The organism is Sinorhizobium medicae (genome assembly GCF_007827695.1).
GTDB classification, from domain to species: domain Bacteria; phylum Pseudomonadota; class Alphaproteobacteria; order Rhizobiales; family Rhizobiaceae; genus Sinorhizobium; species Sinorhizobium medicae.
Genome location: NZ_VITA01000001.1, coordinates 618,288 through 633,986 on the forward strand (window position 1 = coordinate 618,288; position 15,699 = coordinate 633,986).

Consider the following 15,699-nt stretch of genomic DNA (forward strand, 5'->3'; position numbering starts at 1 on the left):
CGCTTGATCCGACCCTCCTCCGGCCGGCGAACAAGCGGTATTGCTTCACCTCGTCTTCGCGTCGGCATCTTCAAATCGATTTGGCAGAACGACAGCGCGCCGCCCGCTCCAGCGATGTGCGAGCCCGGTATCGATGTCGAACAGATCAAGCACGCGGGCCACGGTATGATTGACCATCTCGTCCAGCGTCTGCGGACGCGCATAGAAGGCCGGAACGGGCGGGCAGATGATCGCTCCTGCTTCAGTCACCTGGGCCATCGAACGAATATGGCCGAGGTGCAGCGGCGTTTCGCGCAGCATGAGCACCAGCCGGCGGCGTTCCTTCAGTGTGACGTCAGCCGCCCGGGACAGCAGCCCCGATGTCATGCCCGTCGCGATTTCCGAAAGAGTCTTGACCGAGCAGGGCGCCACGATCATCCCGAGGGTGCGGAAAGAGCCGCTGGAGCAGGAGGCGCCGATGTCCTTGTTCGAGTGGACGTGACAGGCAAGCGCCTCGACCTCGGCCACCTTGAAGTCCGTTTCCATCGCAAGCGTGATCTGGGCGGCGCGGCTCATCACCAGATGGGTCTCGATGTCCAGATCGCGCAGGATCTCCAGCAGCCGGATGCCGTATATGACGCCGGAGGCGCCGCTAATGCCGACGATGATCCGTTTTCTCTGTTCCCGGTCCGCCTTCATCGCTGCATCCTCCAAGCGTCGTTGTCAGTCTATGGACGAGCGAGTTTCGCCAGGATCGAAGAAACGCGGCCGAAGGCGGCGTCGTCGATCCTGGCGAGCACGCCATGGAAATCAGGCCCGCGTGTCGCGTCGAGACCCATGCGGGACGTCGTGCCGATGCCGGTTGCCGAGGGATCGAGCGCGTTGCCGGGCAGCCCCTCGATGATGACGACATCCCTGTGCGGCTGGAAATGAGCCGACATGGCCCAGAGAACTTCGGAGTCCTGCGTGATGTCGACGTCGGCGTCGACGGCAATGACGGTCTTCAGATAGGCGTCCCAGCCGAGCAGGCCGAGCATGATCTGGCGGGCCTCGCCGGGCCTTGTCTGGTTGAGGGCGATATAAGCATGAAAATGCGTGCCGGATGCAGGATAGTGGACCGCCGTTACGCTCGGGAAACGCTGCTTCAGCTTTTCGACCATCTCCGCCTCGCGCGGAACGCGGCCGAGATTGAGATGTTCGGACGAGTTGCCGCCGGCGACGCTGACCAGGATTGCGTCCTTGCGGCGCAGGAACGTTTCGACACGGAAGAGATTGTTTGTCGACCGGTCGGAAGAGTAGCCGGTAAACTCTCCGAAGGGTCCTTCGGCAACCTGGGCTTCGGGCTCGATCACTCCTTCAAGGACCATCTCGGCATAGGCTGGAACCCGGATGCCATATCTGGGAGTCCGTACGACCTCCAGCGGCTCGCCGAGCAGGCCGCCGGCGACGTCGCGCTCGTCTTCACCGAATGCAAGGCGCGCCGATGCCGCAATCATGAAGAGGGGATGTGCGCCTATGACCATGGCGACCCTCAGTTTCTCGCCGCGGTCCTTTGCCATGTTGAGCAGACGCCACAGATGGCCGCGCGAATGCAGGCTCGTCGCCAGCTCGTTCTTCGAATGGATCATGGCGCGGTGATAGCTGAGATTGCCGGCCCCGGTTTCCGGATGCTCAGCGATGATGATGCCGCTGGTAATGTATTTCGCCCTGTCGGTCGCGAAATGCTTCAGCATCGGCAGCGTGTTCAGGTCGATGTCGCCTTCTTCGACGCATTCGGTCACCGGTCCGCTGTCGAGCAGACGCGGCGGCAGAGCCTTTCGAGAGCGTGCCTGGTAAGCTTCGTGCAACCGGTCCTGGGAGGTCCCGAACATACGGGCGATACGCTCGCGCGAACCGAAGGTGTTGGCGATCACTTCGCAGGCGATACCCTCGACATTCCGGAAATGCAGGAGCGGCGCCTTGCCCTGCTGGTTGAGCCTCCAGATGAATGCCGTCGCGTCCTGGTCGTCGGTGATGTGGTCCTCGATGGTGAGTACGTCTTCCGGGTACGCCTTCTGGTATTCCCGGAGAAAGTAGCGGACGTCCTGGCTGCCGAACTCCATAACCCTGCCCTTTGCTGTATCGTTCACTTCGTATGAGCGGGCAGCGGCCTTGGAGGGAGCCGCTGCCCTGGAGCGGGATGAGGAAATTGCGCGCGGTCAGTCCGCCCGAATCCCGCTCCAATTCCCGGAGTTCACCGTCACTAGCCGCATCATGCGGGAGCAGGCTCGCGCCTCAGTCCTGCATAAGTGTCGGTGAGGCGCGCCTTGGCCTCCTCGAGATTGCGAGGCGGAGGGGTAGGGTCGATGCCGACGAGCTTGGCGATGTTGTTGCCGAGGTAGCCTTCGAGATCGTCTTCCGAGAGCCCGAGCCCGTGGGGCGGTTCGTGGCAGAGGACCTCAAGTTCGCGCAGCCACATGCCCGGTTCGTTCGGCGGCGAGTCCGTTCCGAAAACGATCTTGTGTTTCGGCAGCTCCTTCGCGAATTCGACGATGCGGGATTGGAAGCACCACCCGGACTCGCAGTAAACATTGGGCGTATCCATCGCCATCCAGAAGGACTCGAACGAATAATTGCCCCCCGTCTGGATGCCGAAGTGCCCGATGATGAAATTGACCATCGGGAACTCGCGGATGATCGGGTAGAACATCGTCGGAATGGTATAAGGACCATCCCCGGTGTGGATCAGCACGACGACGCCGAGTTCTGCGCACTTCTTCATGGCAGGACGTAGCCAGTCGAGGGCACGGTCGGGCCGGTAGCCATGCATGTTGGCGTGCAGCTTCAGCATCTTGAAGCCGTATTCCTTCACATGGAACTCGAGCTCTGCAGCGCCGTTTTCGGGCCCCCAACGCGGGTTGTAGTTGAAGTTGCCGATGAAGCGGTCCGGGTATTTCTGGCAAAGTTCGGCGATATAGGCCATGTAGTCGCGAATGCCCTCGCGGCCCATGCGGTTGCCGTCTCGGTAGCCGGTATTGCCGGGCGGCGGCTGGATGAAGCCCATGTCGATGCGGCGAGGCTTGCCGTTGATCATGTAGGGCCCGTCCATCAGTTTCAGCATGCGCTCGCCGTTGAAAGGCGTGCCGGTGTGGCGCCATGCCTCGTCGACCAGATTGGTCGGGTGGAGGTGGGTGTCGATAATCATCTTATTTCTCCGATTTCATGAAGCACGCGTGCGGAAGCGTCATGCCGGCTGAAGGCTGGCATGGGCGCCCTTGAGGCGCGCCTGCGCCTCTTCGACGCTGCGTGGAGGCGGGGTCGGATCGAGACCGATCATCCGTCCGATATTGTTGCCGAGGTAGTCCTCGAGCGTGTCCTCGTCGAGGTTCAGTCCCTGCGGCGGTTCATGGCACAGGACCTCGAGTAGCCGCAGCCACATCCCCGGTTCGTTCGGAGGGGTGTCGGTGCCGAACAGGAGCTTGTGCTTGGGTAGTTCCTTGGCGAATTCGACGATGCGCGATTGCAGGCACCAGCCCGACTCCACATAGATGTTCGGCGCATCCATCGCCATCTGGAACGGCTCGAAGACGTAGACCCCGCCCGTCTGCACGCCGAAGTGCCCGAGGACGAAATTGACCGACGGAAACTCGCGGATGATCGGGTAGAATTCGGTCGGAATGCTGTAGGGGCCGTCGCCGGTGTGCACCTTCACGATAAGGCCGAGATCGGCGCATTTCCTCATCGCGGGGCGCAACCAGTCGAGCGCCCGGTCGGGGCGGTAGGCGTGCATGTTCGCCTGGAGCTGCACCATCTTGAAGCCGTATTCCTTGGCGTGGTGCTCGATCTCTTCGGCGCCGTTCTGCGTGCCGTAGCGAGGGTTGTAGACGAAGCAGCCGATGAAGCGGTCCGGATATTTCTGAACGAGCTCGACGGTGTAGGACATGTAGTCCCGGATCGCCGCCTTGCCAGTCAGATCGCCGTAGCCGTCGGTGTAGATCGTATTGCCCTGCGGCGGCTGAATGAAGGCTTTGTCGATGCGGCGCGGCTTCCCATTCACATAATAAGGGCCGTCCATCATCTTGAGGAGGCGCTCACCTGTAAACGGCTCGCCATCGTGCCGCCAGGCCAGATCCACAAGCTTGGTCGGGTAGCAGCTAATGTCGATAATCATCAGTCTCTCCAAAGTTGCCGTCAAACCGATTCACGGGCAAATTCCGAGGATTGCCCGTGAGCGAGGCGCCCCGGAGTTCGACGTCAACTTTGCTGAAGGCGAGGTCAGAAAGGTCCGTCGGGCTGCGGTCTGCGCGATCGCATGCCAGCAATTCCCGACCGGATGTTGTATCGTTAGATACTAACGCGGCTGACCGCTTCTACTGACGTGGAGAACATTAAAACAGCTTAGGCGAAATGAAAAGAAGGTTTCATCAAACTGATCAATTAATAAATAGATCGAAAGAATACAATCCCGAGCTGAACCGTGCAATCGTTTCTGCCGATACTGGTGGAGCGGTTGCTCCATGCAAGCAGTATTGAGCCTGGGCACTAGAATGGCCTGGCCGCGTGCTATTCGCAACCGCCAACCGCCTGCGGATAGGTGCCGGGAACCATTGACCGGTAGACGTGTTAGGCAGGCCTGATTGGCGAGGAGATGCGATATGGCTCAGATACCGCTCGGCCCGTCGGCAGTCGCCGACAAGCCGCAATCCGACGCAGCGCGTGACGACGGGACGCAGGAAATTGCGCGGGACCTCGCTTACCGGCGGCTTGCGATCGTCAACGTGATTTTCTTCGGAGAGCCCGGCTGCGGCGACCGCGGATGGGTGCTTATCGATGCCGGTGTGGTCGGAACAAGAGCGCTTATCAAGCAGGCTGCGGCGGAGCGCTTCGGGTCTGATGCGCGGCCGGCGGCGATCGTCATGACCCATGGCCACTTTGATCACATAGGAGCCCTGGAGGACCTTGCCGATGAGTGGGATGTCCCGGTTTTCGCCCATCCTTTGGAGCAGCCTTATCTCGACGGGCGTGCGGCCTATCCTCCGCCGGATTCCTCGGTCGGGGGAGGGCTGATGTCGCTCCTTTCCCCGCTCTTTCCCCGTGGACCGGTAAATGTGGGCCGTTGGCTAGAGCCGCTGCCGGCCGACGGCAGCGTACCGCATATGCCCGGGTGGCGCTGGCTTCATACGCCGGGCCACACGCCCGGCCACGTTTCTCTCTGGCGCGAAGCCGACCGGATCGTCGTCGCGGGAGATGCTTTCATTACGACGCGGCAGGAGTCGGCCTATGCCGTCGCGGTCCAAAGCCCGGAAATGCATGGCCCGCCCATGTACTACACCGTGGACTGGGCAAAGGCGCGCATGTCGGTCGAGGCGCTTGCATCGCTCCGGCCCGAGCTTGCCGTCACGGGGCACGGACCCGCTATGCGCGGCCAGGAAATGCGCATGGCACTTGCCGAGCTTGCGCGAGACTTCGACCATCTCGCGGTGCCGCCTGAAGGGAAATATGTCGAAAACCCCGTCGATACGGATTCAGCCTATCGAGCTCCCTGAGGCGCGCCGATTTTGCCGTGTGCTGCTGAAAGGATGGCCGGCATTGGACAACACCCGACAAGGCAACGGAGAATTCCCTGCCGCAGCCGGAATTCTGCTCGGTCTGGGCCTTGGTGGCTTCTTCGACGGCATCGTTCTCCATCAGGTGCTTCAGTGGCATCACATGCTGAGCAGCGCAGGTTTTCCCCCCGACAGCCTGGAAAACCTGAAGCTGAACACGTTTTTCGATGGCCTCTTTCACGCGGCCACATACATCTTCGTCGTCCTGGGCGTGGTGGTTTTGTGGCGCAGTGCGCACCGCAGGCGCCTGCATTGGTCGGCCAGGCTGATGGCTGGCAGCTTTCTTATGGGCTTCGGCGCCTTCAACCTGGTCGAGGGCATGGTCAACCATCAGCTGCTTGGACTCCACCATGTCAACGAGACGGTGCCGCGCGATCAGTGGGTCTACTGGGACATCGGCTTTCTCCTCTGGGGGGCCGTGATGCTGATTGCCGGATGGGCTCTCTACCGGTCCGGCCGGCGGGCTTCCGGCTGAAGCAAAGTAAACGTCAACTCGCACCGGATGACAGTAATGCGTGGTATCGCCGTTGTTCTGCGACCCAGCGCATATTAAAACCGCCGCAGGACTTGCGCAGCACAGAACCGGAAAATTGGATGGCCGAAGAAGAGTTTGCCGAAGACGAGGACGACCAGGAAGCGGCATCAGGCCGCTCCGGGAAACGGGACGCCCGTCGCGAAGAGTTTCTGCGCGCAGCCACGGAGGTGTTCCTGAGTTCGGGCTTTTCCGGTGCGAGCGTCGACTCGATCATCGCGAAGGCGGGTGGTTCGAAGCGGACCATCTACAGCTATTTCGGCAAGAAAGATCAGCTGTTTACGACAGTCATAAAGGAGATCACCGGCCGGGTAATGGGCCCATTCCCCGCCGCGAACATTGCCGGTGCCGACCTCGATACGGTGCTTTACAGGAGCGGAAGCCATTACCTCGACGCAGTCATGTCACCGGAAGCCCTGCAGCTCTACCGTATAGTCGTCGGCGAAGGCGCGCGGTTTCCTGGCGTGGCGCGCGCTTTCTTCGAGAACGGTCCCGGCAGGGCCAGTGCAGCTCTTGCAAGTATCCTCGAGGAAGGGGCGGACAACTGGGGAATACCAAAGCGTTCCGCGGCGAAACTGGCGGAGCACTTCATAGGCATGATCCGCGACGACCTGCACCTGAAGGTCGTGCTTGGGCTTTGCGATCCGCCGACGCCTGCGGAAGCTCGCTCGTCGGTTCGCGATGCCGTCGACGTTTTTGTGTACGGCATCCGGAAGACCGAGCTGACGAGGTCACGATGAATGCGTGCGGCTTGCCGGCGGGGGACCGCGCATATTTTCCTCCCCCGTTCTAGTTTTTGGACGCCGGATGAGAGGCTGGAACGTAGAGCGTAGCATGCTCCGGAAATCCCCTGAGCCTGTGGCGTCCAATTGATTTGCTGCAATCAGGATGAAGAAGCCGCGCGCAGCGCTCCGACAGGATCAGCCGGTGCCCGGTTGCGCTGCAGACTCCCTGTATCCGGCTGACCAGATTGACGTCGGTGCCGATCAGCGTGAAATCGAGGCGCTGGCTGGCGCCGATGTTGCCATAGGCTGCTTGACCGTAGTGGAGAGCGATGCCTGCGTGGAGCCGAACTCCGCGTGGGGAGCAGCACTGCAAGCGCTTCAGCGCATCGAAAGCGCTTGCGAGAGCAGCATTGCAGGAGGTGGCGGGATCCTGCAGGTCGAAGAAGGCCAGTGCCGCGTCGCCCATGAATTTGATCACCTCGCCGCCGGCTTGTGTGATTGCAGGTACGACCTGATCGAAGTAGCCGTTCAGGAGTTCCAATACCCGCTCGGCTGAAAGCTGATTTGAAAGCTCGGTGAAGCCGCGCAGGTCGCACAGCATGAGTGCGGCTTCAAGTTTCTCGACTTGCCCGCGGCGAACTCCGCCCGCCAACACACGGCGAGCCGGACTGGCGCCGATATAGGTATCGAGCAGGGTATGCTCGATCCTCCTGAGCGTGCGAAGCTCACATGCGTTGCGCAGAGCCGGCGCAATCCGATCGATTGCTGCCCGATGCAGATCCGTGAACCCCGAGGGCTGCGTCGTCGCGAAGCTGGCGGCGCCTGCTGTGCCGTCGGCGTTGCGAAGCGGCATGATATAGAATTCAACGAGCCCGCGGTCCCGGAACAGGTCGCTGTCGACCCAAAGCGGACGGTTCGAAGCACCGATACGGACCATCACCGGCTCGCCTGTTTCCATTGCATTTCTAATCGGGTTTCCGGCAAAGCCGGCTGTACGATCGAAGCCGTGCTCTCGTTCTCGGACCTCGACCGGTTCCGAGGGCGCCCAAGCCACACTGCGGCCGAATATCTCAGGGTGCAGAGTTCTCAGATGCAGCGTGAGACGATCGAGCGGCAGCCCGTGAGCGCGCAGGCGTTGTCCCAGACCTTCCGCCAGGCCGCCATCATCCGCCCGATGACAATCGTCGCCGGCGAGCCATTCGATAAGCTTAGAGATCGCTTGTCCGCTCATTTGTGTTCTCCAGGCAGGCTGGCCCTTGCTTCAGATTGCCGTGCCGCCCCACCAGACGGCCGAGGGTGAGCTTCGTCGCGATCAGGACCGGCACCGCGGCGATAAACAATAGTGCAATTGCCAGGAAACACGCGTTGAAAGAGAGCGTCGCCACCTGCTGGGCGAAGGCCTTCTGAATGACCGCAGTGGCTGCGGTGCCGGCTTCTTCGGGGAAGTAGCCACGCGATGTCAGATAATTTGCCACAGCGTCCTGCCGTTCAGTCACGGCATGCTCGCCCGGCGCCAGATATTGGGACAGTACTGTCCGGTTCTGGGCGTTCTGATTGTCAAGGATTGTCGACAGCCAAGCAATCCCGAATTGCCCACCCATCTGACGGCCAAGGTTGAAAAGGGCCACACCCTGGGCGATCATCTCCGGGCCCAGGTCGCGCAACGTGAGGAGCGTCAGCGAGACGAAGAGCAGGCCGAGCCCCAGGCCTCGGAGCATAATAGGCGGTATAAGGTCTGACAGGCCGCTCCCCGATGTCGAGCCGGACAATGCCCACATCGCCGCCATGAAGCAGACGATACCTAGGGGAATAGGCTTGGCCGGGTCGAGGCCCCTTGCATCGATCAGCCCGCCTGCCGCGAGAAGTCCGACGCAGACAAGCGGCCCACCCGGCAAGAGGACGAAACCCGCATAAGCGGGTGGAAAATCGAGTACGCCGGTGGCGAATGCCGGGATGACGAAGGCGCTGCCGAACAGGGCACAGCCCGCGACGAAGCTGACGACGAAGCCGAAGGTGAAATGCTCGTCGCGAAAAATAACGAAGTCAAGAAGGGGGTCGCGGCCCTGCTTCGTGAATTGCCATGCCATAAAGGCGAGGATTGCAGCCGAACCGAGGGCAAAATACTCGATGATTTCCGGTTCATCGAACCAGTTGTAGCGGCTCCCTTCCTGCGTGACAAAGACGAAGGCGGTCGCAAATAGGGCGAAGAGCACCAGCCCGACCCCATCGAGCCGGCGAACAAGGCGCACCGTAGTTTGCCCATCGGCCGCAAGAAAGGCAGCGAAAAGCCCGGCGGTGCCAAGGGGCACATTTGCGGCAAAAAGCCATGACCAGGAGTGCGTGTCGGCGATCCAGCCCTGTAGTGAAGGCGTGAGAGTGGTCGGCGCCATGATGGTAGCGAAGGCGAACAGTCCTTGGACGATCCCCTGACGGGACCGCGGGAACATCGAAAACAGCAGCGTCTGCCCGACCACGAGCAGAGTTGCACCGGCAGCGCCCTGAAGGACCCGCCAGCCGATGAGCCAGCCGAGATCATCCGTGGCGGAACACCCCAGCGAGCTGGCGATGAGCGCCGCAATGGCGCCGGCCAGTAAGCGTGAAGGCGAGGCGCATGACATCATCCAGGCGGATGCAGGGAGCGCGGTCAGCTTGGCAGCGAGGTAGGTCATGTTGATCCAGGCAATCTCGTCCGGTGTCGCATGCGTGCCGCCCATGAGATGACCGCGCGTGACGACGAGCACCGTGCTGTTGACGGCATCCATGGTCGCGGCAATCGACAGGAAGACAAGGACCAGCCACGGTCGAAGCGAAGCCTTTGGCTCATCCCTTTCAGCCGTTCGCAAGTGGCGCGTCGCAGCGAAGCGGGTCATGGCTCTCTCCTGGCAGTTAGGGATGAAGTCGGGCGGCCAGCGGCGACCGGATTGCTTTGGGAGGGTGGCCGCTCGGGCTCGGGAGCCAGGTGTATGGCGACGTCCACCGACAGACCCGGGACGAGCCGGCCCTGAAAAGCGTGATCGGGCTCAAGCCGGATCTTGACGGGCACGCGCTGAACGACCTTGATGAAATTCCCGGTCGCATTGTCCGGTGGTAAAAGACTGAAGGCGGCGCCGCTTGCGGGTGCCAGGCTGTCTACGCGTCCTTCGATCACCGTCGTCGAATAACCGTCCACGCGGATTTCGGCACGTTGGCCAGGCATGACGCGGGCAAGCTGTGTCTCCTTGAGATTGGCGACGACCCAGATGCCGTCAAGGGGAACCACGGACAGAAGAACGCTGCCGGGCCGGACATATTCGCCCTCGCGCACTTTTCGGTTCCCGACAACTCCGGACACCGGCGCTCTGATGACCGTTTCAGAAAGGGCAATTTCCGCGAGTCGGAGGTTTGCGCGCGCCTCGGCGAGGCGCGCCGAGATCTGCGGAGATTCCGAATCAAGCACTGCCAGCTGCGCCCGGGCAGCCGCTGCCGCCGCTTCGGCGCGAACGAGCGTGGCGCGAGCACTCTGTGCTTTCGCCGTCGCCGTATCGTGGTTCCGCTGCGCCGTCCATCCCTGATCGACCAGGCGCGTCGCTCGTGACAGCTCCCGGCGCGAAAGCTCGAGATCCGCGCGGGCGACATCGATCATCGCTTCGGCCTCGCGGATATTGGCGAGCTGCAGGCTCTTACGGCGTGTCAGATTTCCTACGGCTGCTTCGGCCTGTGCGACGCTCGCAGCCGCACGATCTCGCTGAGCGAGATAGTCATCGTCGTCTATTCGCAAAAGAATGGCGCCGGCTTCGACGACCTGGTTATCGTCGACCAGCACCGTGGATACGTATCCGGCGACTTTGGGACTGATGGCGGTGATGTCGGCGCGGACATAGGCGTTGTCCGTCCGTTCGTGCATGCGGAACTCTTGCCACCATGCCCGTCCAAAATACGCCCCCACTCCAAACACCAGGAGCGCGGTCGCCGCGGACGCTACGCCTTTGATCTTTCGCTTCATGCTATGCCCCAAATGAATTTGCGTGATATTGGAAGATACGGTACGGTACCGTACCCTACGACGGACTCGAAGCGGACGCAAGGTGCAGCCTTGAAGGCAAGGTTGCAGCGAAAAGCGATCGAGTGCGTTCTACGAGAGATCGCTTATGTCAGGATGCACGGTCCATGCGTGGAAAAGACATACTCATTTCAGGTTCCGGCATCGCCGGTCTGGTTCTCGCCTGGTGGTTGGGACGCTACGGCTTCCGGCCGACCATCGTGGAGAAGTCCACCGGACTTCGGAGAGGCGGCCACGCGGTCGACCTTTGGGGCACGGCACTCGACGTCCTTGAATGGATGGGACTGCTTGCCGAGCTCGAGGAGCGGCGTACACGCAACGATCGTGGTGTGATGATTACGCCGGGGCTGCGTCCGCGGGAGATCGAACTCAACCGGATCTCGGGTCAGTTCGCTTCGAAACAGATCGAGATCATGCGTGGCGAACTTGTGGGGATCCTCGGTCGAAGCCTGAGCGCTGGCGGCGACTTCATGTTCGGCAATTCCATCAGCGGTATGGATGAGCATGCCGGCGGAGTGAACGTCACATTCGAAAGCGGCGACTCGCGAGACTTTGAGCTGGTGATCGGCGCCGACGGCCAGCACTCGAACGTCAGGCATATCGCTTTCGGTGAGGAAGACCGGTTCAGCCGCAATCTTGGCGGCTATGTCTGCGGGTACACGGTCGCAGACGATCATAAGCTGGGCGAAGGCGTGCATCGCTACGTCGTTCCGAATAAGACCGTGGTTGTCTTTCCGATTCGTCATAGCGGCGACGCCGCCGTTATATTTCTGTTTCGGCCGACCCGGCCTCTTGGCCTTCAACACGACGACGTAAAGGGACAAATCAAAGCCCTGCAAACGACGTTCGGCGGGGAGTCGTGGGAGGTGGCGCACCTGCTTGACCGGCTGACGGGCGCAAAGGACTTTTACTTCGAATCGCTCGATCAGATCACCATGCAGAGCTGGCACCGGGCCCGCATCGCACTGGTCGGCGATGCGGCTTACTGCCCGGCGCCGGCAGTCGGCGGCGGCACAAGCCTGGCCGTGATAGGGGCATATACCCTTGCGCGAGAGTTGGCGGAGGCCAAGGGCGACTATCGCCGGGCATTGCAGAGCTATCACAATGCAACGCGTGACTTGGTCCACCAGAGCCGGGTCATCGGTCCCGCGCTCTTTGAGAGCCTTGTTCCAAGCTCCAGAATCAGCATCTATTTGGGGATGCTACTGCTGCCGCTCGTCACGAGGTTGCCCGGCGCATTGCGGCGCAATGTGCCGCTTCTTCCCCGGCGCGCCGTAAGAGCGATGCGTGCCGTCTCAGAGGCTCCTGTCAGACACGGCGGCCTGCCCGAGTCTCACGAAAGCCTTTCCATTTAGACCAGGAAAGGCTCTCTCCAGAGGACGGATTAGAGCGGCATGGGGACGGAAAACCGCACCAGAATCTCTCGTATCTTTGCGTCCTGCTCGTCGTTCGGGAGCAAAGCCGGCTGCCGGGAGGCGCCGACGGAGGAATCCTGCAGATAGAGAGCGCGCTTGACCAGGGCGGGTGGGAAGCCGAGGGCGTAAAGTTCGGTGCGGAAGGCAGTGTAGATGGACTGCTGGCGTTCAGCCTCGGCGATGTCGCCGGCATTGAATGCGCTCAGAATACCGGCAAGCACGTCCGGCATGGCATTGCCGAGGCCGGAAATGCAGCCGGCGGCGCCATTCTGCAGCGACCAGAGGACCAGATGGTCGGGGCCGGAATAGACTTCAAAGCCCGGCACGTCGCGTGCCACCTGCAGATAGGCCGCGAGCGTATCCTGCGCGCCGCCGGAATCCTTGATGCCGGCGATATTGCCGTGCTCGGAAAGCTTCAGCGCCGTCCCTGGTTCTATATGGTTCTGGGTTCGCGCCGGGATGTCGTAGAGATAGACGGGGGTCTCTACGGCATCGGCCACAGTCGAAAAGTGCCGGATCAGGCCATCCTGCGTGCAGGCGATGAAGAAGGGTGTAATGACGGCAATGCCGCTGACGCCGATCCGGTCGAAGGCACGTGCGAGCTGTAAGGTCTCGAAGGTCGCCGGCATGCCGGCATTGACGATGACCTCTGCGCGGCCGCCGACCTCGTCGACCACCTCCTCGGTTAGGCGGATCTTTTCCTCGTGCGTGAGCGCGGTGAAGTCGCCATTGGTGCCGGCGCACATGATGTTGTTGCCGGCGGCGACCTGCCGGCGCACCTGCGCTCGGGTTGCCGCATAATTGATCGTCTCGTCCTCGTTGAAGCATGTGACGAGTGCGACGAAAGCTTTCTTGGACATCAGTGGCTCCGCTTCGGAATGAGAATTTCGGCGTCGGCGGCCGGCGGTTCAGGGCAACCGGCTTTGGCGTCGGGGTCGGGACTGAGACTGGCCGCCAGGAGCGCACGCGTATAGGCCTGGCGCGGCGTTTCGAAGACCTCGCGGATGGTGCCGAGCTCGACGATTTCTCCCTGCTGCATGACCATGACGTGATCGGCGAAATCACGAACGACGGGAAGGTCATGGGCGATGAAGATGAAGGCGATGCCCATTTCGCGCCGCAGCTTGTCGAGAAGCTCGATCACCTGCGCCTGCACGGAGACGTCCAGCGCTGAGACGGCTTCATCGCAGATGATCAACTGCGGCTCGAGTGCAAGCGCCCGGGCGATGGCGATGCGCTGGCGCTGGCCGCCGGAAAACTGGTGCGGATAGCGGCTCATGTGTTCGGCCGAAAGACCGACCTGCGCGAGGAGCTCCGCGACGCGCTCGCGCCATCTTGCCTTGGGCAGAATGTCCGGATGAATAACCCAGGCTTCGGAGATCAGCTGAAACACCGTCATGCGCGGATTGAGCGACTGCGTCGGGTCCTGAAACACCATCTGGAGGTCGCGCCGGAGCTTGTAGAGCTCTGAAGGCGATAACGCGAAAAGGTCGCGTCCCTTCCACAAGGCAGTGCCGCTGTCCGGCTCGTCGAGACGAAGCAGTGCACGGGCCAGGGTCGATTTACCGGATCCGCTTTCCCCGACCACCGCCATTGTCTCGCCGGGCATCAGGTCGAAGGAGATGCCCTTCAGTGCTTCGAACGAGCCGTAGGTCTTGCGCACGTCGCGCACGCTGAGCAGAGGCTCGGCGCGGGCGCCGGGCTCATGCATCACGCCCTTTCCGGGGGCGGCGGCGATGAGCTTGCGCGTATAGGGATGCTGCGGGTTCTTGTAGATCTCGCGGACGGTCCCCGCCTCGACGAGGGTGCCTTTCTCCATCACGACCACCCGGTCGGCGATTTCCGCCACGACGCCGAGATCGTGCGTGATGATCAGCACCGCCATACCTGTTTCGCGCTGCAGCTCCTTCAGAAGCTTTAGAACTTCTGCCTGCACGGTCACGTCGAGTGCGGTGGTCGGTTCGTCTGCTATCAAGAGATCCGGCCGCAGCGCCAACGCCATTGCGATCATGACGCGCTGGCGCTGGCCACCCGAGAACTCGTGCGGATATTTGCGCATTGCCCGCTCGGGCTCGGGAATTCCGACGCGGCGAAGGAGCCGCAGTCCTTCCTCGCGTGCCTTGCTGCCGGCGAGCCCATGGGTGGTCATGGCTTCCGCGATCTGCCAGCCGACGCTGTAGACTGGATTGAGGTGGCTGAGCGGATCCTGGAAGATCATGGCCACCCGGCGGCCGTTGACCTCGCGCCGCTCCTCGGCTGGCATCGTCAGCAGGTCCCTGCCGTCGAGCAGGATTTCGCCGCCGCTGATGCGCCCCGGCGGCATGTCGATGAGGTTCATGATCGCCGAGGAAGATACCGACTTGCCGGAGCCGCTTTCGCCGAGGATGGCCAGCTTCTCTCCCTTGTCGAGGTGATAGGAGATCGATTTTACGGCGTGCACCACGCCGGCCGCGGTGTGAAATTCGACCGAGAGATTACGGACCTCGAGCAGATGTTCAGCCATTTTTGCCGCCCTTCATTTCGAGACGCCAGCGCTGTACCGGATCGAGCGCGATCCGCATCCAGTTCGACAGCAGGTTGAGCGACATGGTGGTGAGAATGATGGCAAGCCCGGGCCAGAAGGACAGCCACCAGGCGTTGGTGAGATATTGCCGGCCCTGCGAGATCATCAGACCCCAGGTGATTTCCGGCGGCTGGATGCCGATGCCGAGGAAGGACAGAGCGCTTTCCGCCAGCATGACATAGGCGAAATCGAGGGTTGCGAGCGTCGTCAGCGTCGGCAGCACCACAGGCAGAATGTGTCGGAAGAGAATGCGCTTGCTGGAGGCGCCCATGACGCGGGCGGCCTGCACGAACATGCGCTCGCGGATCTCCAGCACTTCGGCGCGCGTCGTGCGAAGATAGACCGGTATACGGGTGATGGCGAGCACCAGCATCAGGTTGAGGATCGAGGAGCCCAGGACATAAAGCACGATCACCGCGATCAGCAATGAGGGGAAGGACATGATCACGTCGGCGAGACGCATGATGATCTGGCCGGTGCGCGGCGAGGAGAAGCCGGCTATGAGCCCTAAAACGGTGCCGATGACCGACGAAAGGATCACGGCGCCGGCGGCGACCATCAAAGTGTTCTGGGCGGCAACGATGATGCGGGCAAAGAGTGGTCGGCCGAGCGCGTCGGCGCCCATCCACCAGACCCAGGTGCGGGTCCAGTCGAAGGGCGGCAGATTCCGGCCGCGCAGATTTTGCTTCGTAGCGAGATCGCCAAGCCAGCTCGGCCCGATGATGGCGATGGCCAGGATGACGAGAAGGAAGATAGCCGCTGAGAGCGCGAACTTATCCGCCAGCAGCATGCGCATCATGCGGACCAGGAGCGACGGCTCTGCAGCGATGACGTTGTCGGTGGTTGCGAGGGTCATTTGCG

At 61.8% G+C, this 15,699-nt stretch carries 14 protein-coding genes; 4 read left to right on the forward strand and 10 right to left on the reverse strand.

All coding sequences use genetic code 11. The annotated features are described in order from the left end of the window. Window positions 1-45: 45 nt before the first annotated feature. From FB009_RS03035 to FB009_RS03050, 4 genes are all read right to left on the reverse strand, one after another. On the reverse strand, window positions 46-678 hold the full coding sequence (locus FB009_RS03035) for a UbiX family flavin prenyltransferase (RefSeq protein ID WP_011969630.1): 633 nt from the start codon (window positions 676-678) through the stop codon (window positions 46-48). Window positions 679-707: 29 nt separating this feature from the next. Beyond that, window positions 708-2,081 carry a UbiD family decarboxylase gene (locus FB009_RS03040; protein WP_011969629.1) on the reverse strand — a complete coding sequence of 458 codons (1,374 nt, stop codon included), beginning with the start codon at window positions 2,079-2,081 and terminating at the stop codon, window positions 708-710. 149 nt (window positions 2,082-2,230) lie between these two features. Continuing rightward, a complete protein-coding gene (locus FB009_RS03045) occupies window positions 2,231-3,163 on the reverse strand; it encodes an amidohydrolase family protein (RefSeq protein WP_011969628.1) in 933 nt (310 codons plus the stop codon). A gap of 39 nt (window positions 3,164-3,202) precedes the next feature. Then, complete coding sequence (locus FB009_RS03050; protein WP_011969627.1) at window positions 3,203-4,129, reverse strand: amidohydrolase family protein; 927 nt, start codon at window positions 4,127-4,129, stop codon at window positions 3,203-3,205. A gap of 484 nt (window positions 4,130-4,613) precedes the next feature. Between FB009_RS03050 and FB009_RS03055 the strand changes: the two genes are divergently transcribed. The 3 genes from FB009_RS03055 to FB009_RS03065 all read left to right on the forward strand — a co-directional run bounded on the left by FB009_RS03055 (window position 4,614) and on the right by FB009_RS03065 (window position 6,836). After that, window positions 4,614-5,504: an MBL fold metallo-hydrolase gene (locus FB009_RS03055; RefSeq protein ID WP_018210124.1), complete on the forward strand. Its 891-nt coding sequence runs from the start codon at window positions 4,614-4,616 to the stop codon at window positions 5,502-5,504. A gap of 19 nt (window positions 5,505-5,523) precedes the next feature. Beyond that, entirely contained in the window at window positions 5,524-6,039 is a 516-nt protein-coding gene (locus FB009_RS03060) for a DUF2243 domain-containing protein (RefSeq protein ID WP_011969625.1), read from the forward strand. A gap of 119 nt (window positions 6,040-6,158) precedes the next feature. Then, a complete protein-coding gene (locus tag FB009_RS03065) occupies window positions 6,159-6,836 on the forward strand; it encodes a TetR/AcrR family transcriptional regulator (protein ID WP_011969624.1) in 678 nt (225 codons plus the stop codon). 49 nt (window positions 6,837-6,885) lie between these two features. Here the strand turns inward: FB009_RS03065 and FB009_RS03070 are convergent, their stop codons facing one another. Genes FB009_RS03070 through FB009_RS03080 form a run of 3 tightly spaced genes read right to left on the reverse strand, consistent with a single transcriptional unit; the run spans window position 6,886 to window position 10,704 of the window. Continuing rightward, window positions 6,886-8,052 carry an adenylate/guanylate cyclase domain-containing protein gene (locus FB009_RS03070; RefSeq protein ID WP_011969623.1) on the reverse strand — a complete coding sequence of 389 codons (1,167 nt, stop codon included), beginning with the start codon at window positions 8,050-8,052 and terminating at the stop codon, window positions 6,886-6,888. Further along, window positions 8,030-9,691: a DHA2 family efflux MFS transporter permease subunit gene (locus tag FB009_RS03075; protein WP_011969622.1), complete on the reverse strand. Its 1,662-nt coding sequence runs from the start codon at window positions 9,689-9,691 to the stop codon at window positions 8,030-8,032. Before FB009_RS03075 ends, FB009_RS03070 begins: the two co-directional genes overlap by 23 nt. Beyond that, window positions 9,688-10,704, reverse strand: coding sequence for an HlyD family secretion protein (locus tag FB009_RS03080; protein ID WP_018210127.1), 1,017 nt, complete (start codon window positions 10,702-10,704; stop codon window positions 9,688-9,690). The genes FB009_RS03075 and FB009_RS03080 overlap by 4 nt, the downstream gene beginning before the upstream one ends. Window positions 10,705-10,967: 263 nt before the next feature. Here FB009_RS03080 and FB009_RS03085 point away from each other — a divergent pair, with 263 nt between their 5' ends. Beyond that, the gene (locus tag FB009_RS03085; protein WP_018210128.1) at window positions 10,968-12,215 is read left to right on the forward strand and encodes an FAD-dependent monooxygenase; all 1,248 of its coding nucleotides are present in this window, start codon (window positions 10,968-10,970) and stop codon (window positions 12,213-12,215) included. A gap of 29 nt (window positions 12,216-12,244) precedes the next feature. Here FB009_RS03085 and FB009_RS03090 read toward each other — a convergent pair whose 3' ends face one another. From FB009_RS03090 to FB009_RS03100, 3 genes are read right to left on the reverse strand one after another with little or no spacing between them, the layout of a single operon-like run. Next, window positions 12,245-13,135 carry a dihydrodipicolinate synthase family protein gene (locus tag FB009_RS03090; RefSeq protein ID WP_011969619.1) on the reverse strand — a complete coding sequence of 297 codons (891 nt, stop codon included), beginning with the start codon at window positions 13,133-13,135 and terminating at the stop codon, window positions 12,245-12,247. Then, window positions 13,135-14,778, reverse strand: coding sequence for an ABC transporter ATP-binding protein (locus FB009_RS03095; RefSeq protein WP_145161430.1), 1,644 nt, complete (start codon window positions 14,776-14,778; stop codon window positions 13,135-13,137). The genes FB009_RS03090 and FB009_RS03095 overlap by 1 nt, the downstream gene beginning before the upstream one ends. After that, the gene (locus tag FB009_RS03100; protein WP_011969617.1) at window positions 14,771-15,694 is read right to left on the reverse strand and encodes an ABC transporter permease; all 924 of its coding nucleotides are present in this window, start codon (window positions 15,692-15,694) and stop codon (window positions 14,771-14,773) included. The genes FB009_RS03095 and FB009_RS03100 overlap by 8 nt, the downstream gene beginning before the upstream one ends. Window positions 15,695-15,699 lie beyond the last annotated feature (5 nt).